This window comes from Streptomyces sp. NPDC088910 (genome assembly GCF_044749865.1).
Lineage (GTDB): Bacteria > Actinomycetota > Actinomycetes > Streptomycetales > Streptomycetaceae > Actinacidiphila.
In genome coordinates, this window is the sequence record NZ_JBIVIV010000006.1 from 174287 (window position 1) to 200753 (window position 26467).

Annotated in this window: 15 protein-coding genes and 1 pseudogene; 6 read left to right on the top strand and 10 right to left on the bottom strand. The window is 74.6% G+C overall.

The window, feature by feature from the left end:
• The first annotated feature begins 40 nt into the window (after window positions 1–40).
• The gene (locus tag ACIP4Z_RS16080) at window positions 41–1126 is read left to right on the top strand and encodes a DUF5937 family protein (RefSeq protein WP_401308434.1); all 1086 of its coding nucleotides are present in this window, start codon (window positions 41–43) and stop codon (window positions 1124–1126) included.
• A 108-nt stretch (window positions 1127–1234) separates the two neighbouring features.
• On the opposite strand, the gene ACIP4Z_RS16085 is transcribed toward ACIP4Z_RS16080, so the two are convergent.
• A complete protein-coding gene (locus ACIP4Z_RS16085) occupies window positions 1235–2236 on the bottom strand; it encodes a threonine/serine dehydratase (protein ID WP_355341575.1) in 1002 nt (333 codons plus the stop codon).
• 283 nt (window positions 2237–2519) lie between these two features.
• Here ACIP4Z_RS16085 and ACIP4Z_RS16090 point away from each other — a divergent pair, with 283 nt between their 5' ends.
• Window positions 2520–3002, top strand: coding sequence for an NUDIX domain-containing protein (locus ACIP4Z_RS16090; protein ID WP_401308437.1), 483 nt, complete (start codon window positions 2520–2522; stop codon window positions 3000–3002).
• Between the two features lie 31 nt (window positions 3003–3033).
• Here the strand turns inward: ACIP4Z_RS16090 and ACIP4Z_RS16095 are convergent, their stop codons facing one another.
• On the bottom strand, window positions 3034–4347 hold the full coding sequence (locus ACIP4Z_RS16095; RefSeq protein ID WP_401308440.1) for an RNA polymerase sigma factor: 1314 nt from the start codon (window positions 4345–4347) through the stop codon (window positions 3034–3036).
• A 7-nt stretch (window positions 4348–4354) separates the two neighbouring features.
• Entirely contained in the window at window positions 4355–4711 is a 357-nt protein-coding gene (locus ACIP4Z_RS16100) for a YciI family protein (RefSeq protein ID WP_391045906.1), read from the bottom strand.
• 203 nt (window positions 4712–4914) lie between these two features.
• On the opposite strand from ACIP4Z_RS16100, the gene ACIP4Z_RS16105 reads away from it, so the two are divergent.
• Window positions 4915–6216 carry an MFS transporter gene (locus ACIP4Z_RS16105; protein WP_401308443.1) on the top strand — a complete coding sequence of 434 codons (1302 nt, stop codon included), beginning with the start codon at window positions 4915–4917 and terminating at the stop codon, window positions 6214–6216.
• A gap of 58 nt (window positions 6217–6274) precedes the next feature.
• Here the strand turns inward: ACIP4Z_RS16105 and ACIP4Z_RS16110 are convergent, their stop codons facing one another.
• The 4 genes from ACIP4Z_RS16110 to ACIP4Z_RS16125 all read right to left on the bottom strand — a co-directional run bounded on the left by ACIP4Z_RS16110 (window position 6275) and on the right by ACIP4Z_RS16125 (window position 9753).
• Window positions 6275–7036, bottom strand: a complete 762-nt coding sequence (locus tag ACIP4Z_RS16110) for an NAD(P)H-binding protein (RefSeq protein ID WP_391045909.1) — start codon at window positions 7034–7036, stop codon at window positions 6275–6277.
• A gap of 115 nt (window positions 7037–7151) precedes the next feature.
• Complete coding sequence (locus ACIP4Z_RS16115) at window positions 7152–7895, bottom strand: glucose 1-dehydrogenase (protein ID WP_355341557.1); 744 nt, start codon at window positions 7893–7895, stop codon at window positions 7152–7154.
• 105 nt (window positions 7896–8000) lie between these two features.
• Window positions 8001–9089 (bottom strand): M56 family metallopeptidase, encoded by a 1089-nt coding sequence (locus tag ACIP4Z_RS16120; protein WP_401308448.1) that lies wholly within the window; start codon window positions 9087–9089, stop codon window positions 8001–8003.
• 226 nt (window positions 9090–9315) lie between these two features.
• On the bottom strand, window positions 9316–9753 hold the full coding sequence (locus ACIP4Z_RS16125; RefSeq protein ID WP_401308451.1) for a BlaI/MecI/CopY family transcriptional regulator: 438 nt from the start codon (window positions 9751–9753) through the stop codon (window positions 9316–9318).
• A gap of 168 nt (window positions 9754–9921) precedes the next feature.
• On the opposite strand from ACIP4Z_RS16125, the gene ACIP4Z_RS16130 reads away from it, so the two are divergent.
• From ACIP4Z_RS16130 to ACIP4Z_RS16140, 3 genes and pseudogenes are all read left to right on the top strand, one after another.
• Window positions 9922–11535: a glycosyltransferase family 2 protein gene (locus ACIP4Z_RS16130; RefSeq protein WP_401308454.1), complete on the top strand. Its 1614-nt coding sequence runs from the start codon at window positions 9922–9924 to the stop codon at window positions 11533–11535.
• A 115-nt stretch (window positions 11536–11650) separates the two neighbouring features.
• Entirely contained in the window at window positions 11651–14347 is a 2697-nt protein-coding gene (locus ACIP4Z_RS16135) for a YfhO family protein (RefSeq protein WP_401308457.1), read from the top strand.
• A gap of 104 nt (window positions 14348–14451) precedes the next feature.
• Window positions 14452–14709 (top strand): annotated as a pseudogene (locus tag ACIP4Z_RS16140) (hypothetical protein); the annotation flags it as partial.
• 90 nt (window positions 14710–14799) lie between these two features.
• On the opposite strand, the gene ACIP4Z_RS16145 reads toward ACIP4Z_RS16140, so the two are convergent.
• From ACIP4Z_RS16145 to ACIP4Z_RS16155, 3 genes are all read right to left on the bottom strand, one after another.
• Entirely contained in the window at window positions 14800–15732 is a 933-nt protein-coding gene (locus tag ACIP4Z_RS16145; RefSeq protein WP_401308460.1) for an RICIN domain-containing protein, read from the bottom strand.
• Window positions 15733–15820: 88 nt separating this feature from the next.
• The gene (locus ACIP4Z_RS16150) at window positions 15821–18511 is read right to left on the bottom strand and encodes a right-handed parallel beta-helix repeat-containing protein (protein ID WP_401308463.1); all 2691 of its coding nucleotides are present in this window, start codon (window positions 18509–18511) and stop codon (window positions 15821–15823) included.
• Complete coding sequence (locus ACIP4Z_RS16155; protein ID WP_401308466.1) at window positions 18508–26370, bottom strand: putative T7SS-secreted protein; 7863 nt, start codon at window positions 26368–26370, stop codon at window positions 18508–18510. The genes ACIP4Z_RS16150 and ACIP4Z_RS16155 overlap by 4 nt, the downstream gene beginning before the upstream one ends.
• Window positions 26371–26467: the final 97 nt, after the last annotated feature.

Sequence of the window (26467 nt, forward strand, 5' to 3'; positions counted from 1 at the left end):
CGACGCGGCCAGGGGCCTTTGCGCTGCTCATAATGGGCGGGTGACCTTGCGGATCGACATCGGCGGCCTGCCGCCCGAGCGGCTGCGGTTCGCCGCCTCCCCGCTGGCGGAGCTGACGGCGATGCTGCACGTCCTGGCGGAACCCGGACACCATCCGCAGCTCGCCGGGTGGGCCGCGGACGTGTGGGCCGCGCTGCGGCCCGAGCTGGCCGAGCGGCTGCGGGAGGCGGAGTTCTTGTGGCGGTCCTCGCGCGCCGACTTCCTGGTGCCCGCCCGGCCCCGGCCGACCCTCGCCGAGGAACTGGACGATGTGGACCGGATCGACGACGCCCGGTACGTGACCGCCGCGCTGGTCACCACCTGCGGCAGCAACCGGATCCACTTCGGCTCCCCGTCGCCGCTCACCGACGCGACCGCGCGCGAACGGGCCCTGGACCTCGCCCAGGCGCGCGGCGCGTTGCAGGAGGCGTTCGCGGAACGGCTGCTCGCGGACCCGGCCGCCGTGCGGGCGCGGGTGCGCGACACCCTCGAACAGTGCGCCGGGGCGTTCTTCGACGCCGCCTGGTCGGGGGCCGCCGTACGCATCGCCTCCGACCTGCGCCTGAAGCACGACCTGCTCAAGCGGCAGGGTCTCGGTGCGGCGCTCGCCTCGGTCTCCGGCGCGGTCGCCCTGGCGCCGGGCGGTGACCGGATCGTCGTGGACAAGCTCCAGGACAGCGCGACCGCCGCCCGCGACGACGGGGTCACCTTCATCCCGAGCGTCTTCGGCCGCCCGCACCTGGTGGCGGTGCACGCGCCCGGGTGGCGGCCGGTGGTGCAGTACCCGGTGGCCGAGCCGGGCCCGTCCGAGCAGGTGCCGATGGAGACGGTCACCCTCCGGCTGGAAGCGCTCGCGCATCCGGTACGGCTGCGGCTGCTGCGCACCCTCGCGCGCGGCCCGCACACCACCGTCGAACTGGCCCACGCCTGGGAGCTGTCGCCCCCCGAGGTCTCCCGCCACCTCGCCGTCCTGCGCCGCGCGGGCCTGCTCACGAGCCAACGCTACGGCCGTTACGTCCGGTACACCCTCAACGCACCCGATCTGACGTCGCTCGGCTCCGATCTGCTGGCGGCCGTCCTGCGCTGAGCGGCGCCGCTCGGCGCTGGCGGCCGTCCTGCGCTGAGCGGTGCCGCTCGGAACGCCCCGCCGCTCGGAACGCCCCGCCCCGGCGGGACGCCCTCGAACGGCCGCGGCTCAGCCTTCCGCGCGGGCCACCAGATCGCCGGGGTCGGTGTTGGCCCCGCACAGCAGGACCGCCACCTTCTCGCCGGGGCGCGGCTCGTACGGCCGCCCGCCGCCGTCCTCTCCCCCGGTCGGCAGCAGCGGCGCGAAGGCGGTGGCCCCGCCCACCTCGGTGACGATCCTCAGCTCGTCCCAGAGCGTCTGGCGGGCGGCGATGATGGCCCGGTCGGGCACCAGGACGGACCGCGCGTTGTCCTGACGGCCCGCGTGGACCGCCATCTCGGTGGCGCGGCGCGCGCCGAGCGAGTCGCCCGCGACGGAGTCCACGGTCACGTCGACCGGGTGGCCGGCCTCGACGGCCGCGTGCAGCGTACGGGCGTTCTCCGGCTCCACGGCGACGGCGCGGATGCCGTGCTCGCGCGCGGCGGTGGCGACCCCGGCGAACAGTCCGCCGCCGCCGACCGCCACAAGGACGGTGTCCAGGCCGGGAATCGCGGTACGGATCTCGTCCAGTACGGTGCCCGCCCCTGCGGCGATGTACGGGTGGTCGTAGGCGTGGCTGCCCAGCGCGCCCGCGGTGGCGGTGAACTCCTCGCAGGCGGCGAGCGCTTCGGCGTACTCCTTGCCCACCAGGCGTACGTCCGCGCCGTACGCCCGCAGGCGCGCGACCTTCACCGCGGGGGCCGTCTCGGGCACGAAGACGGTGGCGGGGACGCCGAGCGCCTTGGCCGCCCACGCGCAGGCGAGCCCGGCGTTGCCGCCGGACGCGATGGTGACGCCCGCGGCCGGGAGGGTGCCGGCGGCGCTGTGCGCGAGCAGGAAATTCCGCGCGCCGCGCGCTTTGAAGGAGCCCGTGAACTGGAGGTATTCCAGGGCGAACCACAGCTCGTAGGGCTCGCCGCCCCGGCCGCCGCCGACGAGGCCGGGGTCGGCCCTGGTGACGGCCACCGGCCTGATGTGGCCGTCGATGCGGTCGGCCGCCTGCCGGATGTCGTCATAGTCGAGGTGGCGCACGCGCTGCTCCGGGGGTTCGGGGGTTCGGGGGTTCGCGGTCCGATCATCGTGCCACGCGCCCGATCGGCGCCCCGCGCCGCCCAGGACGCCTGGTGGCACCCGGTCGACGTCGCCATGGAGATCCCCCCGCCGCGCGGACGGCGACGGCTGCGGCCAAAGCGGCGCCGTGCGAGGGTGCCGACCGGGGCGCGGGGGGACGCGGCCTTGCGCGGGCCCGGTCCGGCAGGCGTCTGTCTGGTGCGCCTCTCCCGTAAACCTCGGCCGGGAGGCCAGACTTGGCGGTGTGGTGAACAAGCGCAGCGCCGGGGTCCTGCTCTTCCGCGAGGTCGGCGGCGCGGACCGGGACGCCGGGATCGAGGTCCTTCTTGGGCACATGGGCGGGCCCTTCTGGGCCCGGCGCGACGCGGGCGCGTGGTCGATCGTCAAGGGCGAGTACGGGCCGGACGAAGCCGCGGTGGACGCAGCCCGGCGCGAGTTCCGGGAGGAGGTCGGCCTGCCGCTGCCCGACGGCGAACTCCTCCCGCTCGGCGAGACCGAGCAGTCCGGCGGCAAGGTCGTCACGGCCTGGGCGCTGCACGCCGACTTCGACCCGGCCCTCGCCGTGCCCGGCACCTTCACGATGGAGTGGCCGAAGGGGTCGGGCCGCCCCCAGGAGTTCCCGGAGATCGACCGGGTGGCCTGGCTCGGTCTGCCGCAGGCCCACGAGAAGATCGTGGAGAGGCAGCGCGTCTTCCTCGACCGCCTGGCCGCGCTGCGCGCCGGTTGACGAGGGGCATACGGGGCCGCCGCCACCGGCCCTACGGCGTCGGCCCGTCGAGCGACCGCCGCCTGCCGCGCAGAAAGGCCCGCTCGGCCGCGTTGTCGGTCCGCCCGAGCGCCGCGTCGTAGGCCGCCGCGGCCTCCCGCGTACGGCCCAGGCGGCGCAACAGGTCGGCGCGGACGGCGTGCAGGACGTGGTAGCCGTCCAGGTCGAGGCGGTCGACGAGGGCGAGCGCCGCCGCCGGTCCCTCGACCTCGGCCACCGCGACCGCGCGGTTGAGGGCGACGACCGGGCCGGGGGCGACGGCGAGCAACTGGTCGTACAGCGTCACGATCTGCGGCCAGTCCGTGGCAGCCGCCGTCGGCGCGTCGCTGTGCACGGCGTTGATCGCCGCCTGGATCTGGTACGGACCCGGCTGCCCCCGCCGCAGGCACTGCCGTACGAGATCCTGGCCCTCCGCGATCAGGGCGCGGTCCCACCGGCTCCGGTCCTGGTCGGCGAGGAGGACGAGGCCGCCGTCCCCGGCGGTGCGCGCCGCCTCCCGCGACCGGGTGAGCAGCATCAGCGCCAGCAGGCCGGGCACTTCGGGCTCGTCGGGCATCAGCGCGTGCAGCAGGCGGCCGAGCCGTACCGCCTCGGCGCACAGGTCGGCGCGGACCAGTCGGTCGCCCGAACCGGCTGTGTGGCCCTCGTTGAAGATCAGATAGACGACCGCGAGCACCGCGCGGAGCCGGTCGGGCAGGTCGGCGTCGGACGGGACGCGGTACGGGATGCGCGCGTCGCGGATCTTGCCCTTGGCCCGCACCAGCCGCTGCGCCATGGTCGGCTCGGGCACCAGGAAGGCCCGCGCGATCTCGGCCGTGGTCAGCCCGCCGAGCAGCCGCAGCGTCAGGGCGGTCCTGGCCGCCGGGGAGAGGGCCGGGTGGCAGCAGGTGAAGATCAGCCGCAGCCGGTCGTCGTGCACGGGGCCCTCCTCTCGCGCCGGTTCCCGGTCGGCCCGCAGCAGCGCGGCCCGGGCGTGGTGGTCCGCGCGGGAGGACTCGCGGCGCAGCCGGTCGATCGCGCGGTTGCGCGCCGTGGTGATGATCCAGCCCGCCGGGCTCGGCGGCACCCCGTCGGCCGGCCAGCGCCGTACCGCCGTGGTGAACGCGTCCTGGACCGCCTCCTCGGCGATGTCGATGTCGCCGAAGGAGCGGACGAGGACGGCGACGGCGCGGCCGTACTGCTCGCGGAAGACGCGGGCGACCTCCGGCTCGGGCGCCGCCCCCTTTCCCGGCCCGTACGCCGCCCGTGGCTCCGGCCCCGGCTCCGGCCCCTCGTACGGTGGCCGTCGCTCCGGCTCGCGCGTCATGCCGACGTCACTCGGACGGCCCGTACCGGAGGGGCCTGACCTCGATCGGGAGGGTCGTCGCGCGGGCGAGCGCGCGGCCCCACGCGAGGGCGGCGTCCAGGTCGGGCGCCTCGACGATCGTGAAGCCGCCGAGGTGCTCCTTGCCCTCGACGTACGGGCCGTCCGTGGTCAGGATGTCGTCGCCCTTGTGCCGCAGCACGGTGGCCGTGCCCGCGGGGAACAGGCCCGCGGCGAAGACCCAGGCCCCGGCGGCCTTCATCTCGGCGTTGAGCGTGTCGAGGTCGCGCCGGATCGGGGCGAGGAATTCGGCGGACGGCGGCTCGTCGGTGTCGGGCTGGTAGACGCTGAGCAGATACTGCGGCATGGGGTGCCTCCCGGGTCCGTACCGGGCTCCTGCCCGGCTCCTGCGGCCGGTCCGCCGACCGGCTCTCACTGTCCATACGAACGGGTCGGGCCCGGATCGACATCTCGGCTGTTGTTGAATGGTGGACGGCCCGCCGCCGACCGAGGGCGTGCCCGGTGAGGTCCGGCCCGAGGTGAGGCAATCAACAGGTGAGTGCGCGTCCCGTGTCCCTGAGGAGTCTGATACCGGCGGTCTTCCTGCCGGTCCTGATCTTCGAGACGGGCATGGGCGCCCTCGCTCCGGTGCTCGCGCTCAGCGGCAGAGCGCTCGGCGCGAGCGTCGGCAGCGCCGGGCTGGTACTGGCGCTGCTCGGCGTCGGGCAGATCCTCGGCGACGTGCCGGCCGGCGCGCTGGCGGCGCGGCTCGGCGACCGCAAGGCGATGCTGGTCGCCTCCGGGGTCACGGCGGTGACGCTGTCGGGCTGCGCGCTGGCCCGCAGCGTGTGGCAGCTCGCGGCGGCCGTGACCGTCACCGGCGCCTCCAACGCCGTCTTCATCCTGGCCAGACAGTCGTATCTCACCGAGGTCGTGCCCACCGGGCTGCGCGCGCGGGCGATGTCCACACTCGGCGGCATGTCGCGCGTCGGCGCCTTCGTCGGGCCGTTCCTCGGCGCGGCCGTGCTCACCAGGTTCCCGGTGCACGACATCTACTGGCTGGCGCTGCTGTGCACGGCGGTGACGGTCGTGGTGCTGCTGACCGTGCGCGACGTCGCGGACCCGGCGGCGGGGGCCGTGCGGGAGACCGCCTCGGTACGGTCGGTGCTGCGCGGCCACCGCCGGGTCTTCCTGACGCTGGGCCTGGCCGTCCTGCTGGTGGCCTCGGTCCGCGCGACCCGGCAGACGGTGCTGCCGCTGTGGGCCGACCATCTGGGTCTGAGCCCTTCGTCCACCAGTGTGGTCTTCGGGATCGCGGGGCTGGTCGACACCCTGACCTTCTACCCGTCGGGGCAGGTGATGGACCGGGCGGGCCGCCTGTGGATCGCCGTGCCGTCCATGGTGGTGCTGGGCTGCGCGCAGGCCGCGCTGCCGCTGGCCCACGGCCTGGCGTCGCTGACCGTCGTCGCCATGCTGATGGGCTTCGGCAACGGGATCGGCAGCGGCATCCTCATGACCCTCGGCGCCGATGTCGCGCCGCCGCGCGCCCGCTCGCAGTTCCTCGGTGTGTGGCGGCTGTGCGCGGACTCCGGCGCGGCGGGCGGCCCGCTGGTCGTCTCGGCCGCCGCCGCCCTCGGCAGCCTCGCGGCCGGGATCGCCCTCATGGGCGCGGTCGGCCTCGCGGCGGCGGGCGCGCTGCTGCGCTGGGTGCCGCGCTATTCGGCCTACGCGACGACCGGTACCCGCCGGTCGAGCACACGGGTCGCGGGCGGCGCGGCCCCCGCCCCCGTACCCGAGCCGCGCCCGCCGGGGGACGCGTCCGGGCAGCCGGAGCATCCGGTCCGGGGCAGGGGCGAACCTCCGCGTACGTGAGGGCCGCCCCCTCGTACGCGGAGCGGACGGCGGCCCGCGGTGTGCCCACGTACCCTGGTCAGACCGCCCGTTCGGCCAGGAACGCCTCCCAGGTGCGCTCGCCGACGGTGGCGCCCTCAGTCGTCAGATTCTCCCCGTCCCGGTACACGCGCCCGGCCTTGCCCGGCATCGGGACCGGCATGATCGGGCGGCGCTTGCCAACCGCCTGGAGGTAGCCGCGGGCCGCCTCGGCCAGCGTGTAGACGGTGGGACCCACCATGTCGGGAACCCGCCCCGCGGGCTCGGCGAGGGCCAACTCCACCATGCGGGCGGCGACTTCGCGTGAGTCGACCGGCTGGAGCCGCATCACGCCGGGGATCGGCAGCACCGGCAGCTTGGCCATCTTCCCGATCACGGTGAAGGCGAACTCGTGGAACTGCGCGGCGCGCAGCGTCGTCCACGGCAGCCCGGACTCGGCCACCATCCGCTCGGCGGCCAGTTTCACCTTGAAGTAGCCGAGCGGGACCTTGTCCGCCGCGACGACCGAGATGTAGACGAAGTGCCGTACGCCCGCGGCCGACGCGGCGGTCAGCAGGGCGCGGGTGGACTTGTCGTCGCTCTTCGCGTCGCCCGCGAGGTGCAGGACGGTCTCGATGCCGTCCACCGCCGCGTCGATTCCCTCGCCCGTGAGCAGGTCGCCGGTGACGTACTCGACGCCGTCGCCGGACGCGTGGGCCGTACGGCTCAGCACCCGGGGTTTGGTGCCCGCCTCCGGCAGGAGCGGGATCACGTGCCGCCCGAGGGTGCCCGTACCGCCGGTGACCAGGATGGATGCTGTCATGACGTCTTCTCCGTGTTCGTCTGGCGAGTCGTCCGGCGGTCTCGTTCGGAGCCGGAATCCGATGGTCTGTCGCGGGGCCACCGTGGGGACACGGCGGGGAGACCGCAGGTCCCCACTAGCTGAGGCCGCCGTCCGCGCGGAGATTCTGGCCGGTGAGCCAGCGGGCGGCGGGGCCGGCGAGGAAGGCGACGACGTCCGCGATGTCGGCGGGGCGGCCCAGGCGGCCGAGCGGGGTGAGGTCGATGAGCGGCTGGAAGTCCGCACCCGGGTTGGCCTCGCGCAGGAGGTCGGTGTCGGTGGCGCCGGGCGAGACCGTGTTGACGGTGATGCCGCGCGCGCCGAGCTCGCGGGAGGCCACGCGGGTCAGTTGCTCGATCGCGCCCTTGCTGGCCGCGTAGGGCGCGTTCCCGGGCGCCGGGCGGAGCGTGTTGAGGGTGGAGATGTTGATGACACGGCCGTCGTCGCGCAGGTGCCTGGCCGCGTAACGCATGGTCAGGAAGGTGGACTTGGCGTTGCCCGCCATCACGCGGTCGTACATCTCCTCGTCGGTGTCGGCCAGGGGCGCGGGGGTGATGCTCAGCGCGGCGTTGTTGACCAGGATGTCCAGGCCGCCGAGGTGGCGGTCGGCGGTGGCCATCAGCCGCTCGGCGGCGCCGGGTTCCACGAGATCGGCCCGGAGCGCCCGCGCGGTCCCGCCCGCCTCTTCGACGGTGCGTACGACATCGGCCGCGGCCTCGGCGTCGCGCGCGTAGCCGAACACCACGTCCGCGCCGTCGCGTGCGAGCCGTTCCACGATCGCCCGGCCGATGCCCCGCGAACCGCCGGTGACCACAGCGGTCTTGCCCTTGAGCACGGTCATGCAGCCCTCCCCCGGCGGCCGTTGCGGCCGCGGTCTCCGCCCCAGAACCTACGCCGGTCCGTACCGGCGCGGAACAGGGCGCGCCAAGGGCGGTGCGAGCCGCGCTCACCCCCGGAGGCGGTCGCCGCCCGTGTCGCGGTCGGCCCGGTCCCGTGCGAGGGCGGGCACCAGCGACGAGTGGAGGTGGCGCGTGACCCGACCCGGTGCGGGGGTGCGCGCGCGGTCGGGCGCGGGGACGCGCGCGACCGCGTGGACGTGGTCGCGCACGGTGGCGGGCGGCGGCTGGGCCGCGCGGTCGAAGAGGTGCTCGCCGGTGCGTTCGACGGCGGCGGTGGCGACCGTGCTGGCGACCAGCAGCGCGGCCAGTGTCGTGAGGGCCAGCGGGCGGCGGCGCGGCGGGCGGCCGAGCAGGGCGTGCACCCGCGCGGGGACGTCGCTGCCGGTGGCCGCCGCGACGGGCGCGGCTCCGGCGGCCGGGTGCGGCGCGTCGTGCTGGAGCAGCGCCGCGCGGGCGATGGTCCTGGCGACGAGCTGCCGGTCGCCGACGCTGCGGGCGGCGTCCTCGTCCGCCCAGCGCTCGACGGCCTGACCGGCCGCCTTGGCGGTACGGCGCAGCAACGGGTTGACGCCTGCGGCCAGTTCGGCGGCGAGGATCCACCAGACGTGCCGGTGGTTGAGGTGGGAGTGCTCGTGGGCGAGGACGACCTGCCGCTCCTGCGGGGTGAGCGCCCTGAGCAGGCCGGTGGTGATGACGATGCGCGCGGCGGGGGCGGGGGTGGTGAAGGCGTCGGGCCACGCGTTGTCAACGACGAGCACGGGGTCGGCGGTGCGGGGGCCGCGGGCGATCCGGTAGACGGCGGCCAGCGCGCGCAGTCGGCGGACGACGGTGAGCGAGGCGTGCGCGACGGCCGCGGCCAGCAGGACGAGGCTGGCCGCCGCCAGCGGGTCGGGCACGGGGTCGAGGGCGTCGAGGCGCTTGGGCGACCACGGTCCGAGCGCGGCGATCGCGGGCACCTGTCCGAGCCAGGTGAAGCCCAGCTCGCCGAGGACGAACAGGGTCGAGGCGGCCACCGCGAGCGCGGCGGGCACGAGCAGCCGGGTGGCCGTGGCGGGCGGCAGCAGCTTTCCGAGCCGGGGGGCGGTGAGCGCGAACAGCAGGCAGACGAGGGTGGTCGCGCAGACGGCTCCGGTCACGCCGCCTCCCCGGTGTCGGCCGCCCGCCGCCGGTCCGGGGGTGCCGGACGGCGTGACGCGGTCGAGCAGGTCGGGGCCTGAAGCGTCGATCCGCGCGCGGTCGAGTCGGTCGGGTCCGGGGACGCCGATCCGGGCACGGCGGTCGGGTCCCTGGGCGTCGGCCCGCGCACGGCGGTCGCGCCCGTCGCGTGCCGCCCGTTCGTCGCGTCCACCGCTGTCAGCACCTTCACCGCTCTCCGTCCGGCTCCGGTCCGTCAGACGGATCGGCCGCGCCGTCGGTTGCCTCGCCGTCCCGGCGACTTTCGGGGCCCGGAGGGTCGAGGAGGCTGCGCAGGAGGTGTTCGTCGGCGGCCTTGAGCGTGCCGACGAAGCGGACCAGCACGCCGGCGCGGTCGTCGTCGGCGTCGAGCAGTCGCTGCATGCGCTGCGCGGTGACCTCGGCCGGGTGCGCGGGCGCGGTGTACGCGTAGCCGCGGCCCTCCTGCCGCCGGGTGACCTCGCCCTTGGCGTGCAGCCGGGTGAGCACCGTCATCACCGTCGTGTAGGCCAGCTCCCCGCCGAGCGCGTCGCGGACCTGCGCGGGGGTCATCGGTCCTGCGCCCGCGGCGAGTACGGCCTGGATGTCGCGTGCCAGACTGCCGCGGCTCCGGCGCTGAGGGGCCATCGGTGATCTCGTCTCCCCTTATTACGCTACTACAAGGTCTGTAGTAGCTTCCGGTTCCGGGTGGTTACTACAAGGAGTGTAGTAACCACCGGCATCACGGCGTCCCGGAGCACCGGGCCGCCGACCGGGAGAGGGCCGACAGGGAGTGGCCGCCATGGACGGTTCGCCATGCGGATGACAGGGCCGGGCGTGTGCGTCGTCGTCATCGCCCGCGACGACGCGGAGTCCGTCGGCGCCGCCGTACGGTCCGCGCTCGCGCAGGGCCCGGCCGTCACCGAGGTCGTCGCGGTGGACGACGCCTCCCGCGACCGGACGCCCGACGTCCTGGACGCGCTGGCCGCCCGCGAGCCCCGGCTGCGCGTCGTGCGCCGCGCCGAGAACAGCGGCGGTCGCGGCACGCCCCGCAACGACGGCGTCGCGGTCGCCACCGCCGAGTACGTGATGTTCCTCGACAGCGACGGCGTGCTGCCGGACGGCGCCGTACGCGCGCTGCTCACCGCCGCGGAGACCCACGGCACGCCGGTCACCGTCGGCGTCGCCGTCCGCCGCGAACTGCCCGGCGGCCGTGAGGTCCGCTGGCAGCCCGCGCTCTACCGCGAGGCCGCCGTCCTCGCGTCCCCCGAGGACCATCCGGAGCTCCTGCGCGACACCCTGTGCGTCAACAAGCTCTACCGGCGCGCCTTCCTCGACCGGCACCGGCTCCGCTGCCCCGAAGGCACCTTCGCCTACGAGGACTTCGTCTTCACCGCCCGCGTCCTGGCCGCGGGACCGCCGATCGCCGTCGTGCCCGACACCGTCTGCGTCCGGCGGGCGCGCCGCGAGGCCGGGGAGCCGGTCGCGCCCGCCCGCCGGGACATCGGCGACTGGGCCGCCCGCGTCGCCGCCCACCGCCATGCCGTCGACGTCTTCACCGCCGCCCGCCGCCCCCTGCTCGCCGCCGCCTGCCGCACCAAATTCCTCGACGACGACCTGTGCCTGTACGTCCGCGAACTGCCCGGCCGCGACCCCGCGTACCAGCGCGCGTGGTGGAGACTCGCCCGCGCCTACCTGGCCTCCTTCACCGACGCCGAGCGGGCCGCGGCTGCGGCCCCCGCCCGCTGGATCACCGCGGTGGTGCTGGCCGGTGACGCCCCGCGCGACCTGGCCCGGCTCGCGCAGCTCGCGGCGGACCCGGCCAGACTGGCCCCGCCGTACGCGCGGACGTCGGCCGGTCCCGTCTGGTCGGACGGCCTGCGCGACGTCAGGCTCGACGGGCTCGGCCAACTTCCGCTCCAAGCACTGCCGTTGACAGTGGACGGCACGCTGTTCACCGGCCGTCACGGGCGACTGCGGCTGCGAATCCGCGATCTGTACGGCCGCCTCGCCGCGGTCGGCGGCCCGGTCTCCGTGGAGGTCGACGTCATCGCGCGGGACGGCGCGGAACCCGCCGTCACCACCACGGCCACGGCGTACGACGAGTGCGGTCGCTGGCGCGCCAGCGTCCCGCTCGACGTGGGCCGGCTCGCCGCCGCGGGCTGTCGCGGCACCCAGACCTGGGACGTACGGGTGCGGCTGCGGTACGCCGACGGCACGGTGACGGCCCCGCTCGCGCCGCGCGCCCAGGACTCGGGGCTGCGGCGCACGGTCACCCCCTGCGGGCGGTACGGCGTCGCGCTGATCCAGGCGTACCGGACGGCGGGCGGTTCGCTGGCGCTGCGCCTGGCACCCGGCGCGCGCGGGGCCTTCGACGTGGCCCTGAGACGGCTGCGGAGCCGGTCGCGTACGACGGCGTCCGCGGTATGAACCCCGGCGGTCGGCGCCGGAGGACGACGAAGCGACGAGATGCCGAAAACTACTACAAAGAACGTAGTAGGATGCGCCGGGAGACGATCCGAGGCATACGAGCAAGCGGGACACGGTGCTGACCTCCTCCTCCGCGGCCATCGACACACCCCCAGCGGCGCCGCCCGCCGGTCCGCCGCGCCGCCCGGCGCTCCGGGCCGCCGCGACACCGCTGGCGGCGCTGCTCGCGGCGGCCGTCTCCATGGGCGCCTACTGCCTGGCGCTGGCCGTGCACGGGACGTATCCGTTCGGACCGAGATCGCGGGCCGTCAACGACCTCGGCAACCAATTCGTGCCGTACCACGCCCACTTGTGGGACCTGATGCACGGCCGCGCCACCGGCGACCTGATCGTCAACTGGGGCAGCGGATACGGCGTCCCCTTCCTCGCCGACTTCTTCACCTATCTGATGAACCCGTTCTCCTGGCTGGTCGGGCTCTTCCCGCGCGACGCCGTCAACGCGGCCGTCTTCACGGCCACGGTGCTGAGCATCGGACTCGGCGCGGCCCTGATGACGGTCTACCTCGGCAGGCTGCGGCCGGGCTCGCCGTGGCTGCGCGCGCTGCTCGCGGTCGGCTACGCGGTGAGCACCTGGACGGTCTCGGACGGCTTCGGCGACCCCATGTGGATGTGGGGCCTGTCGTCCTTCCCGCTGCTCGGCATCGCCTACGACTGGTGTCTGCACAACCGCCGTTGGGTGCCCGCGACGCTGGTGATCACCCTGTGCTGGGCGGCGAACTTCTACACCGCGGCCATGGCGACCCTCGGCATGGGTCTGGTCCTCGGCGCCCGCCTGCTGCTCGACTCCCGTCCGGTGCGGGACCGGTGGCGCGCACTGCTGCGCGCCGCGGCGGCGACCGCGACCGGCCTGCTGCTGGCCGCGCCCGTGCTGACGGTGAGCTACACCGCCAGCAAGGCGTCCCAGCCCGCCGAGCCCCAGGACTACACGCCGCCCGCCGCCCTCGACTACCTCGCGCACCTGCTGCCCGGCGGCCTCTACCCGTCCGCCCCGCGGATCTCCGTCGGGCTGCTGCCGCTGCTGCTCGTGCTCGCCTTCCCCTTCATGCGGCGGGTGCCGGGCAGGGAACGCGCGGTCTGGACCGGGCTGCTGGTCCTGGTGGCCCTGTCGTACGTCTGGAAGCCGACGGTCCTGCTGTGGCACGGCCTGGCCATGCCCAACGGCAGCCCCTACCGCGCCGCCATCGCGCTGACGTCCATGCTGGTGGCGGTCGCCTGGCTGGTGCTCTCCCGCAGGCCACGCCCACGTGAACTGCTCGCGGGCGCGGCCGCGTTGGCGGTCCTGCTCGCCGTGGTGAGCGGCGGTCGCTACTTCACGCGCGGCGAGTGGATCCTGATCCTCGCCGACAGCGCCCTCGTCCTCGGCCTTCTGCTGCTGCTCGCCCGTCACAGGACCGACCGCCGGGTACGTATCGGCGTGTTCGCCGCGCTGACCTGCTCGGTCTTCCTCGCCACCGCCTACAGCGTCTTCTCCGTCAGCGTGATCAGGGACGACAACCCCCAGTGGACGCCGAGGGAGACGATCAGCGCCGCGTCGCTGACCGCGCACGCGGCGGTCGGCGCGCGGGACGACTGGCCCGCGACCCGCACCGACCCCGGTCCGCACCAGTACACCGCCAACGACCCGCTGCTGCTCGGCGGCGAGGGCGGCTCGTACTACAGCAGCTATCTGCCCGCGCGGACCGCGGCCACCCTCCAGGCCCTCGGCTCCGCCTGGACCATGAGGGGCCGTCACATCTACGGCCTCGACGACCCGGTGGGCCGGGCGATCATGGGAGTGAGCAGTTCCCTCGGCATTGTGCCCGGCGCGCCGAGCGCCGTCGCCCAGCACACCGCGCCCGCTCCCCCGATCGTCACCCTCAGGCCCGGCGCGGCCTTCGACGGCGCCGTCCGCGACACCTCGGTCTTCGCCCGGCAGCAGCGCGTGCTCGGCGCCCGGGTCTACCGCGTGCCGCTGCTCTCCCCCGCCTCCGGGCCCCGGCCCGTCCCCGAGCCGAACGGCACCTGGCGGCTGCCGGGCAACGCCAAGGGCGCGGCCTGGACGTCGTTCACCGCGGCCTGCGCGCCGGGCACCCTCGCGTATCTGTACGCGCCCTGGTTCTCCGGCCCGGTCCGCGCGAACGGCGCCGAGTACCGGGCAGTCGGCGTCCACGACCTGGCCGCCAACGGGATCATGCCGCTCGGCGCCGTGCCCGCGAGCGGCTGGATCCGGCTGGCGCTGGGCACCACCACCGCGCAGGACATCCCGCGGTTCCCGGTCGGCTGCCTCGACCAGGGCGCGCTGCGGCGCGCGGTCACGAAGCTGCGGGCCACCGGCCCGGCCGAGGCCACGGCGGGCGGCCACACGATCACGGCCGCCTTCCGCCGGGGCGGCCACGGCACCGCGGTCCTCGCCGTGCCCGCCGTGACCGGCTGGCGCTGTTCGGTCGACGGCGGGGCGTCGGCGGCCCCCCGCACCCTCGGCGGCCTCATCGCCGTGGATCTGGGCGGCGGTTCGCGGGTCTCCTGCTCGTTCCGCACACCCGGTCTGAACGCCGGGCTCCCGGCCTCCGGCCTCGCCCTGGCCGTGCTGCTCGCGGTCGGCGTCGGCGGCCGGTTCCGCGACCGCTCGGGGCGCGACGGCTCCTCGGGTACCGCCGGACGCACCCTCGCACGACGGCTCTTCCCCCAACACCCCACGCGCGACAAGCTCTTGGACGGGTCCGCGCTCCCCGGAACCGCCCTCGGTCTCCGTCGCCCCGGGAGGCGCGCATGACCAAGCTCTCGGTCGTCGTGCCCTGTGACGACGAGGAGGCGGTCATCGACCGCTTCGACGCGCGGACCCGTGCCGGGCTCGGCGGGCTCTCCACGGCCGGGGTCACGGTGGACGCTCTGGTCACCGGGGTCGACGCGCCCGGTCGTGTCACCCTGGTCGCCATCATCGCGGGCCTGGGCGGCGTCCAGATGGTGATGCCCGGCCTGATCGGCGAGTACATCGGCCGGATCTCCTACGAGACCAAGCGGCGCCCGCACTTCCTGGTCAAGGAGGCCCACCATCCGTCGTCGCAGGCGCCGGAACCGCTGGACGCCCTCCGGCACCGGCGGCAGCGGGAGCTCCGGCACGGCAGGGTGATCTGACGGTGTATCACCCTGTCGCGCCGCGGCCCCCACTGCCGCCGCGCCGACACCGCACGCCCGCACGGGCCCGCAGTTCGGGACGATGAGCCGTCAACTCTTGCGTTTCCACGCCTGGTTGCTGCCGCCGTTGCACGGGTGGAGCTTGATCGGAGTGCCGTCGGAGGTCGCGGCCATCCATACGTCGACGCACAGGCCCGACTGGTCGCCGCGGATCACGCCGCCGCTCAGCGTGAACTGCTGCGCCGGATTGCCGCTGCAATAGGCGATCTGGACGATCGTCCCGTCGTCCGTGCTGCCCCAAGCGGCGTCCATGCACAGGCCCTTGCTGCGGATCGTGCCGTCGGAGGCGAAGGTCCACTGCTCGTTGACATTGCCGTTGCAGGTCCACAGTTGCAGGTGGGTGCCGTCCGAACCGGCCGAGGCGTTCAGGCACTTGCCCGACCCGCCGCTGACCAGGAAGTCGCCGACCCTGGCCGAAGCGGGCGGCGCGGCGGCCTTGGTCGCCTTCGCCGGCGGCTTGGCGGTCTGCCTGGTCGCCGGGCTCGTGGCCTTCTTCGTGGCCTGGGTGCGCGGAGCGCCGCCCCCTGATCCGGCCGAGCCCCCCGAGCCGCCGGAACCGCTGGAGTTCCCGGCGGGCGGGGCGGCGGCGTGCTTGGCCGCGGGCGCCTTGGTCGTCGGCGGCGGGCTCGTCGTGGTCACCGCCGCCTCGGGGGTGGTGGCGGTGCTCGACGGCGTCGCGCTCGGCGACTGGGTCCGCGCGGCGGCGACCACCGTGTCCGACGTACGGCCGCCGTCCCCGCCGTTGTCGCCGCCGAGGGCGCCGAGCAGCGGGACGACGAGCACGCAGACGGCCGTCACCGCCGCGGCGCCGCCGATCGTGCCCCACACGCGCACGCCGGGCACCAGGCCGCGGCGGGGCACGGAGGCGTGCTCGGCGAAGGTGGCGGAGAAGTCCGAGGCGGCGGGCGGCGGCGCGGACGCGGGCTTGTCCAGGGCGGGCGGCGGGAGGTCGGGCGTCGGCACGGGGGGTCTCCGGGGGATGTCGGGCGCGGGGGCGGGGTGTTCGCTCGGGGCCGGGGTGTTCGCTCGGGGCCGGGGCCTCGGCGTCTCCTCAGAGTCTGAGGACGGGGCGGGCGACGGCGGGTGCCGCGGGCAGGGCCACGGACTGCGGCGGCAAGTCGTCGGCTTCGAGGGCGACCAGGTCCTCGGCGCGAGGATCGGCCAGTTCCGCGACCCGTTGCGCCTGACGTTCCGTCATTTCCTGGAACACCTGGCGCGCGGAGCGGCCGTTGCCGAAGCCCTCGCCGCGCGGCATCCGGTCGAAGAAGCCGCTCAGTTCCGCGCGGGCCTTCTCGGTGAGTTCGTAGCGGTGCTCGGCCGCCTGGTGCTCCACGATCGAGACGAGTTCCGCCGCGTCGTAGTCCACGAAGTGCAGGGTGCGGCTGAAGCGGGAGGACAGGCCGGGGTTGGAGGAGACGAAGCGATCCATCTCGGTGGGGTAGCCCGCGGCGATCACCACGATGTCGTCGCGGTGGTCCTCCATGAGCTTGACGAGCGTCGAGACGGCCTCGGTGCCGAAGTCGTTGCCGCTGTGCAGCGGCGACAGCGCGTACGCCTCGTCGATGAACAGCACGCCGCCCAGCGCCTGTTGGAAGGCGGCGGTGGTACGCGGCCCGGTGTGGCCGACGTACTCGCCGACCAGCGCGCTGCGGTCGACCTCGATCAGGTGGCCGCGGCGCAGCAGGCCGAGCGCCTTGAGCAGACGGCCGTAGAGCCGGGCGACGGTGGTCTTGCCGGTGCCGGGGTTGCCCGCGAAGACCAGGTGGCGGCTGAGCGGCGGCGCGGGCAGCCCGGCCTCCTGCCGTCGCCGTACCGTCCGCATCAGCTTGACCAGCGAGCCGACATCGCCCTTGACGCCGTCGAGGCCGACCAGCGAGTGGAGTTCGGCGAGCAGGTCGTCCAGATCCTCCTCCGGCGCGTCCGGGTCCGGTCCGTCGTCACCGGGTGCGCCGGGCGGGGCCGTCCCGGACGGCGACGCGGGCAGGCCCGCGGCCCGGCCCGCCGCTCCCCCGCCGAGCTGCGGAATCGTCGGCCGCCGTACGTCGTAGGAGACGCAGTCCTCGAAGGCGGGCCGCGCTCCCTCGTCCTGGCCCAGATCCTCGGCGCAGTCGCGGACCCGGCAGCGGCGGAAGACCGGGGCGGCGCCGCGTGCCACGTGGAGGGCGGGGAAGCCCGCGCCCGCGACCTCGCAGGAGGTGAAGGTGCCGCCCGCGTCCTCGGCGAGGTAGATGCCGTTCTTCGCGGGCGCGTCGATGAAGACCCCGCTGACCTCGGGGAACGCGCCGGTCCACACGACGATCGCGGAGCCGGCGCTGCCTTCGACTGAGCCGCCGTCGACCCGCGCGGTGCCGCCAGAGTCGACCACGATCCCGGCCGCTCCCGCGGCGACGACCCGGACGTGGGAGAGCCGTACGCCGCCGCCCGCGCCGACCTCGACGCCGGTCTTCGCGGCGCGCAGCACCGTGCAGTGCTCCAACTCGGTGCCAGCGGCGGAGACGGCGTGCACTCCGGTCGCGGTGTCGGTGAGGCGGCAGCCGCGGGCGGTGAGGGTCGCGGTCTGCGCGGTGTGCAGGCCGGTCATGGCGATACGGGACAGGCCGCATTCGGTGAGGTCGGCGTGCGCGGTGCCGACGGCGTGCAGGCCGTGCTCGGCGCTGTCGCGTATCCGGCAGTCGAGCAGGTCGGCTTTGGCGGCGTCGGCGAGGTGGACGGCGCTGTAGCCGGTGCCGGAGATCGCGCAGTCGGCGAGGCGGGCCGTGGCGGCGCCGAGGACCAGCAGGCCGTTGGCGCGGGAGTCGGTGACCGCGCAGCCGGTGGCGGCCAGGCGCGCGGCGTCCTGGGCGACGAGACCGCTGGTGACGGAGCCGGTGATCCGGCAGTCGGCGATCTCGGCGGTGGCGGAGCCGGTGAGGCGGATGCCGACCGCGCCCGCGCCGGTGACGCGGGTGTCGCCCGCGACGAGCGCCGCCTCGTCCTCGACGAGCAGTCCGCTGCCGCCGGTCCCTTCCAGCGCGCAGTCCACCAGTGCGGCGGCGGCCCGGCCCCGGATCCGCAGGCCCGTGCCGGTGCAGTCGCGTACGCGCAGCCGCTCGGCGGAGAGCCGGGCGGTGCCGGACAGGACGACCGCGGTGCCGTCGACCTCCTCGATCCGCAGGTCGTCGGCGCGGGCGCGGGCGGTGCCCGACAGGTGCAGGCCCGCGCCGACCGCGCCCGCGATCCGGCAGCGCAGCAGGAGCAGCGCGGGTCCCGGGTCGCGGGTCGGGGCCGGATCGGGGTCCGGGTCGGCGTCGAAGTCCAGGCCGTCGGGGTCGGGGACAGCCAACTCCCTTGTTCCGTGCATCCCTTGGGAGCCCTCGTCGGCGCCCGTGCCCGTCACCTCGACCCGGCCGCCGAGGACCACGCAGTCGTGCAGCGCCAGCGTCGAACCGTCGGTCACCCGGACCGCCGCCTCTCCGGGGCCGGCGCCGCGCAGGGTGAATCCGTGGACCGCGCAGTGCGCGTCGGCCACGGTCAGCGCGGGCGTTCCCTCGGCCGCCGGGTACAGCGTGACGCTGCCCGCGCCGTGTTCGGCGCGCAGCACCACCGGCCGGTCCACGGTCAGCGACTCCCGGTACTCGCCGGGCTCCACCAGGACGGTCGCGCCGGGCCGGGCGGCGCGTACGGCGGCGGCGATCGTACGGTGGGCGCCGCGTCCCTTGGCGGCGACGTGGACGGTGTGGGCGGTCGTACGGTCGGTGGTCACGGCTGCGGCTCCCCGCTGGTGTCGGAGGTGCCGGTGCCGGTCTCGGCGGTGGCGGTGTCGCCGTAACCGCCCTGGTACCACCAGGGGTTGATGCCGGCGCGGTACCAGTTGGTGAGCTGGGAGGTGAAGACCTTCTCGGGGAGCTTCCAGCCGAACTGGAGGAAGAACTCGGCGAAGCCCTGCCGGTGGAAGAGCCGGCTGCCGCCGCCCATGATGAACAGGTTCTTCATGGCGCCGACGCTGACCGCGCCGGTCATGCCGGAGACGGCGTTGATCAGGCCGTCCAGGGCCGCGGCTCCGCCGCTGAGGTAGACGGTGTCGCCATTGGCGTCGGTGATGCCGAACACCGAGGCGTTCATGCTGCCGTTGACCCAGGCGGCGAGCGTGGAGGTGCCCGCGTTGTAGCCGAAGTCGTACATGCCGCCGCGCCAGCGGGTGGGGGCCTCGTTGCCCGCCCACTCGTTGGACCAGTGCTTGTCGTGGTTCATCGGCTTGCGGTACCAGGGCTTTCCGCTGTCGGTGTTGGCCAGGCCGTTGCGCCAGTCGCCGGTGCGCTGCAACCCGCTGATCTTGTTGTCGTGGACGAGGCTGCCGACGGCGGTCTTGATGCCCGCGCTCACGCTCGCGTTCGCGAACGCCTTGAGCGCGTCCTTCCCGGAGAACGGCCTGTTCTGGATGTCCGCGACGATCGCGTTGACAGCGAGATTCGCGGTGAACTCCAGGACGAATTCCTGGAAGAGTTCGATGGCGGCCTTCTCCATGACCAGCTTCCACTGCGGCTGGTAGAGGCCGTCGCCGATCCGGGAGATGTCCAGGCCGCTGAGGTCGGTCTTCCACTGCATGCGGTTGGGCTCGCGCAGCCGTCGTCCCCAGCCGCGCAGTTCGGCCGCCGGGCCGCGGAAGTCGACGCCGCGTCCGGTGAGTTGGAGGCGTCCGAAGGTGTCCGCCTCGAAGATGTAGCCGCTGTCGGAGCCCTGGGCGTGGATGACGCCGTTGCCGTCGTGCCGTACCCACTGGCCGCGCCAGGCGTCCGTGGTCAGGACCTGGTTGGTGCCGACGACCTTGCTCTCCACGACGGCCGCGTTGTGGTCGAACTCCTTCCACACGTTCAGGTCCACGGGGTTGGCGGCGCCGGGGCCGAGGCGGGCGCCGTCGGGCAGGTACTCGCGCACACGTCCCGTGGTGCTGGTGGTGGGCACCTCGCGGACGGTGATCGGCGCGGCGCCGCCGCCGAGGTCGACCCGGTCGCGGAAGGACCGGGCGCCGGTGAACCAGTCGTCCACGTACGCGCCGGCCCCGCCGCCCGCGCGCGGATTCCACCACTGACGGGTGCCGGCGCCGTGGAAGTCCACGGCGTTGCCGAACGCGTCGTACTTCGCCCAGCGCCACTGGTGGCTGCCGTCGGGGTTGGTGACGCGCCAGGAGTCCACGTGCTCGCCGCCGCCGAGCATGTCCCGGCCGCGGATCGCCACCGGGCCGTTGTCGGTGCGGAGATACGCGCGGAAGGAGTCGTCGAACGGTGTGGCGCCGTTGAAGCCGCGGCCGAACTCGGTGAATCCGGTGGTGCGGTTGCCCGCGCCGTCGAGTCCGTCCCAGGCCCAATGGCGGGTGTCGGTCCGGCCGTTGTAGCCCGACCAGTCCCAGTGCCGGGAGCGCGGCGCGGTGGTGGTGACGGTCGTCGGGCCGTGTCCGTGGCCGGGCCGCAGGTCGGCGCCGGGCCAGGTCCGTACGTCGCCGATGGGCGCGCCGTGCACGTTCTTGGTCAGGGCCGGGCCGCCGTTGCCCTCGAAGGCGCCCGCACGCACGCCCGGGCCGCCGTCCAGGACGGTACCGGCCGCCGGGACCGGCTGGAACTCCACGACGGTGCCGTCCGCGTAGCCCGCGCGCGCCACCCGGGTCGGGGCGGCGTCCGCGCCGTACCAGTCGCCGCCGGTGAAGGCCCCGTTGTGGTCGACCTTGAAGTGGTCCTCCCAGATCCGGCCGCCGGGCGCGCCGGGCGTCTCGATCCGGTAGCCGGAGAGCTTCCCCGCCCCCTCGGTCCACGGCATCCGGTGGGCGACGGGGGCGACGCCCGCGGGCAGCGTGACGGAGTCGCCGACGGTGAGGGTGTTGCCGTGGTCCAGCTTGAACGTGCCGCGCGTCAAGGTGCCGTCCGCCGCGATGTCCAGCACGTTGTCGTTCATGGCGGTGAAGCGGAAGCCGTGGGTCTCGGCGCCGGTCGCTAGATCCGTCCTGGTCCACTTCGACATCTGGAAGCGGGTGTCGCCCTTGAGGAAGCCGTGCGTGTCCCACACGGCGTCGCCGATGCCGATGAGATGCTTGCGAACCCACTGCGGCGGGCGCTGCTCGGACCAGCGCCGGACTTCCAGGAGTTGGTTGTCCGGCAGCTTCTCCAGGGCTCCGGCCGACTTGCCGTGCTCCGACTGCTCCTTCCACAACTGCCTGGTGGAATTCGCCCCGTTGGGGTCGATGGTGACCGTCTTGGGCAGGTGCCCGTTGGCCGGGTCGAGCACGGCCTCGCGGTAGTGGTTGGCGTGGGACTGCGGCAGGTGCGCGGGGCCCCACTGGCGCTGCACGACGATGTCGTCGCCGCCGAGCCGCAGATGGTCGGTCCAGCCGCCGTCGGCGTCCATCGTGCGCCTGCCGCCGAGCACCGGCCGGTGGTGGGCGTCGTAGCGCACCCACGACCAGTCGCCCGCGCCGTCGCGGACGCCGAGGACGCCGCCGCCGTCGATGCCGGTGCGGAACTCGTGGACCAGGGTGCCGTGGTGGTCGATGCCCCGCCACGCCTTGCCGTCCAGCGTCCCGACGTTGCGCAGGCCCCAGTTGGTGACGTTGCCCGCGTTATCGGTGTGCGTCCAGCGGGTGTTCTGGCCGGAGAGCCTGCCGAAGCCGCTCGCGTCGGTACGGCGGAGGGAGTCGAGGAAGCCGCCGGTCGCCAGCGGCCGGCGTTCGAAGACCTCCACGGCGCTCTTGCCGGGCTTGGCGACCAGCTTGACGTGGCCCGCGTCGGTGGCCACGTCGACCGTCCCGGAGTGCAGCAGGCCGCGCCCGGCGCCCGTGAAGGGGGCGCCCGCGACGGTGTCCATGAGCTGCCAGGTCTTCGCGTTCGGCGTGAAGGTGAGGACGAACCGCTGTCCCGGCACGCGCACGCCGTCGCGCGTGACGTTGATCGCCTGCTGGTGGATGCCGCCGTCCGCGCCGAACTGCCGGTACTCGCCGCCGCGTACGCCCGCCGTGCGGTCCGTGACGCGCCAGCCGTCGCCGTGCGGCGCGAAGTGCGGCAGCGGTACGCCGTTGGCGTCGATCGCGAGCCGCTGGGCGGCGCCCATGGTGCCGGGCGCCGGATAGCGGGTGACGCCGAATTCGTGCAGGGGCGCGCCGCCGGGGCCGTGCAGCATCACGGCGTGGTCGCCGAGGTGGCCGCCCGCGTGGTCGTGCGTCCAGTAGTCGCCGCGGCCGGTGTCGGTGACGCGGATCGTGGCGGGGTTGCCGGTGGCCGGGTCGAGGTCGACGCGTACGGCGTGGTGCGGCACCGGCTGCCACGCGCCGTCCAGGTGCCCGGCAGCGCCGCCGCCGACGGGGAAGTCCACGGCGCCGCTCGGTCGGCCGTCCGCGCCGAGGAGTTGGCGGCCGTCCCCGGCCAGCATGTGGTCGGGGCCGAAACGCTGGTACGTCATGGCCTGTCCCGCGCCGCCGGGCCGTTCGACGCGCAGGCCGCCTCCCGCGTGGTCGAAGACCTGGACGCCGCCGGGCCTGACGCCGCCGGGCAGTTCGATGTGCGGGGCGCCGCCGCCCACCGGGCGCACCACGAGCCGCCCGTCCGCCGCGCCGCCGGGCAGCCGCAGCGGCGTACCGGTCTCCACGGCCTGCCCGCCGGTGATGTCGTGGCGGACGAAGGCGCCGTCCGCGCCGTTGCGGTCGATCCGCACGGCGACGGTGGCGCCGGTCGCGTCGGTCTCGCGGACCGGCGTGAAGCCGTGCACGGGCGCGCCGTTGGCGTCGAGGAGCTGTGCGCCGCCGCCCCGGCCGGGCGCGGGGAATTCCACGAAGTGCGGGGCTCCGGTGGCAGTGTGGAGCCCGTGGCCGTCCGCGAGGTGCAGGCCGCCGGAGTCGAAGAGCTGGTACGTGGCGGACGTGCCGGGTGTCGCGGCGCGGTCGCTGCGGAAGCCGTCGCCGGGTACGGGCAGCCGGGTGACGGTGGCGCCCGCGTCCACGGCCCCGCCGGTGACCAGGTGGTGGGTGGCCGCGCCCGTCGGGTCGAAGGTGACGGAGATGCCGGTGCCGAGCGGCGCCTGCGGGCCGCGCAGCGGGACGGTCTCGGCGCGCAGCGATCCGTGCGAGTCGAAGGTCTGCCGGATGCCGGTGTTCACGTCGTGGACGGACAGTCCGCCGCCGTTGACCTGGACGACCTGGTGGGTGGTGGCGGTCAGGTCGTTGCCCGCGCCGTCGAGGAGCCTGATGTCCACGCCGTTGACGTGGTAGCCGATGCTGACGCTGAGGCCGTGCGGCAGGCCGGTCGGGCCGCTCAGCGGCACCGACTCCTCGATGAGACGCCCGCCTTCGGCGCCCTCGACCCGGATGACGGGCGGCGGCACCGCGCCGCCGAGGAGCCGGGGCCGCTCGCGCAGCGACTGGAGGTTGAGGTCGGTGATGTGCTGGTCCATCGCGGCCGGGTTGATGCCGTGCTCGCGCAGGCCGCGTACCGCGACGTTGAACTGCTGCTGGGCGGCGGCCAGTTGGGTCCTGATCTCGGCGACGGCGCGGGATTCGCCGCTGGAGGGTCCGCCGGGCATCGCGCGCAGGTCGTCCAGGTGCTGTTCGAGGCGGCCGAGGTCGTGGCGTGCCAGGACGAAGTCGCCCCAGGCGTCGAAGCGCAGCGGCCGTGACGGGTCGGTCGCCGGGCCGAACAGCGCGCCGATCCGCTCGCTGTCGGCCGACCACGCCCGGTCCAGTTCCTTGGCGGTCAGCCGCGGCGGCGGTCCGCCGAGCCGTACGTCACCGGTCGTGTGCGGGGGCGCGGCGGGCACGGGCGCCGGTTCGGGAGCGGGGGCCGGTTCGGGGACGTGGGCCGGTTCTGGGACGTGTGCCGGTTCTGGGAAACGCGCAGGGGCGCCCGCGAACGCCTTGTCGCCGAGTCCCGGCACGGCGGTGCCGGCGAAGGCCGGGCCGTCCGCGCCGTGGCCCGAAACCCCGTGGCCCGAAGCGCCGTGGCCAGCTGTGCCGTGGCCGGACGCGGGGTGCGGCAGCGGCGAGGGGCGGCCGAGTGAGCCGTTGTCGAGCAGGTCCATCGCGGCGTCGAAGCGGTGCGCGGGCGGGAGGTCCACGCCCGCCGCGCCGCTTCCGCTGCCGTTGGCCGTGAGGACTTCGGGCCCCTTGCCCTTGCCCGCCCCCGCGCCCGTACCGCCGAGGTCGAAGGTGGTCACCGCGGGCGTACCCGGCATGTGGGTGACGGCCACGGGCGGCGGCATGTGCGTGACCGCGGCGGACGGCGGGACCGCGGCGACGGCGGCGGGCGGCGGCATGTGGGTGACGCTCGCGGGCGGCGGGGCGGAGACGACCGACGCGGGCGGCGGGGTCGCGGTCAGCGCGGTGGTCGGCGGCGGGGTGAGGTCGCTCGCGCTGTGCCCGACGGTGTGGACCGGGCCGAGGTCCACCGAGATGTGCTGGGCGAGCGTCGCCATCGTGTGGCTGTTGGCGATGTTCGCGGCGGTGCCGGTGATGAGCGCGTTGGGGGTCGGCGCCAGGGCGTGCACGGCGACCGGGTTCGGGGTGTGCAGCAGGTCGAGCGCGTTGAAGGAGCCGCCGGTGTGGATGTCGGTGACCACGTGGGTGACGCCGCCGGTGAAGGTCGCGGGGACGTGCCCGGTGACCGGCACGGTCGCCGCGTGGAAGTTCACCGCGCCGTTGGTGGCCAGGTGCGGCAGGGCGGGCGCGGGCACCGTGGGGGCGAAACCGGCGGTGGCGGCGGGCGGCGGCATCGAGACCGCGCCCGCCACGCTCACATTGACGTTGACGGCCGAGGCGGGCGGCGGGGTGGCGATCGCCGCGGCCGGGTTCGTCAGATGGGCACTGGTCACCGGGGTGGTCGGGGTGAAGGCGTGCACGGTCCCGGCGGGCGGGGTGGTCACGACGGCCGCCGGGGTGATGTGCGGGACCCCGATCGAGGAGACCACGGTCTGCGGCGGCACGACCAGGTCGGTGGCCTGCGTGACGATGTGGCTGGGGACGGCGTTGGCGCCGATGCCCGGCACGTGGAAGGAGGGCGCGCCGACCTGGGCGTGCACGCCGGTCGCGCCGATGCCCGCGGTGTTGATGCCGGTGGTGGAGATGTGGATCGGCGGCGGCGGAGCCAGGATCGCGGCGGCGGGCGGCGGCAGCGCGTGCACCCCTGCGCCGACGTCGAAGGTGATGCCGGTCGGGGTGTGCGTGACGTTCGCCCACTCGCCCAGGTGCATCGAGGACAGTTCGGTGATCGGGGTGTCAAGCAGCGCGTCCTTGCCCATGATCGCCTGGAAGCTGAAGGTGATCGAGTCGCTGAACTTGGGCCCGAGGTCGAGGCTGAGCTTGGGCGGGTCGGGGATGAACAGGCCGGGCGCCGAGTGGCCCGCGCCGCTGAACTCCGGCGTCGGCAGGTGGCTGACGCCGCTGCCGACGGCCTGCACGCCGGGCCGTACGATGTCCGCCGCGCCGTACTTGAACTTGCCGAACACACCGCGGTCGACGAGCGCGATCTTCATGGCGCCGAAGACGCCGAACTTCCCGATCTCGTCGCCCTCGGCGGGCAGGAACACCCGCAGCCACTTCGCGCCGCCGAACTCGTTCTTGAAGAACGTCGCGCTGCTCTTGCCGAAGTTGGTGATGAATTCCGGAACTCCCTTGAAGAAGGCGGGAATTCCCTTGATGCCGGTGAGGACGGTGAGCGAGCCGACCTTGAAGGCGTTGGCGCCGAGTTGGCCGAGGCCCTTGCCGACGCCCGACAGCCACAGCCCGCCCGCCTTGGTCCAGCTCCCGGTCAGGTGGGCGAGTTCACTGAACGAGGGCAGCGCGACGAACGGCCTGGCGATGCCGGTCATCATGTCCTTGAGGAAGGTCAGGGTGGCGATGCCGCCCGCCTTGATGGCCTGCCAGCCGAGTTTGAAGCCCTTCGCGATCAGCGAGAAGATCGGCACGGCGCGGGTGGTGGGCGCGATCATGCCGAGCGCGGACAGGAACAGGTCAAGCGCGCCGACCTTGCCCTGCGCGAAGTCCACCGCGGTCTTGATGAAGATGGTGAGGTTGACCGCCATCGCGACCAGCGCGATCGGACCGCCGAAGATCAGCGCGGGCAGGATCAGCGCGATGGCGATCCACTGGAAGATCTCCCAGAACTCCGCGCAGCCGGACACCGGCGACTTGATGTTGCCCGACGCCTTGCGCAGCGTGGTGGTGGCGGCGCTCGCCGCGTCCTTCTGCGTCTGACCCGCGTCGCGCGCGGTGCTCGCCAGCGTCTCCAGATTCGGGTCGTCCTTGGCCAGCCCACGCCCCTGGTCGAGCGCCGCGTCCGCCTTGCTCTGCGCGGTCGACATGGCGTCCGCGTACGTGGTCAGAGCGGTGCTCGACCACTCGAACGCCTCGGCGATGCTCTGTACGAAGCCGCGCAGCCGCCCGCTGATCTGGTCCCGCAGCGCCTCGGCGGTCTCGCCCGAGAACGCCTCAGGCCCGGTCTTGTTGAGGACCGTCTCCATCGCGGTGTCGATCTCCCGGGCGGTCCTGCCCAGGTCGCCGATCGAGGTCGCCACGGTGTGGATCCGCACCGGGTCGCCGGGCGTGGGGTCGCCGCTCACACCGAGCGCGTCCCAGTCCGTGGGGCGTGGCATTCCGGGTCCTCTCCTGCCGTACCGCCGTGTGCCGCGAAGGTCTGCCGCATGTCTCACGTACGAGGAGCCCCGGCGGTTCACTGCGGGAAGTCCCGGA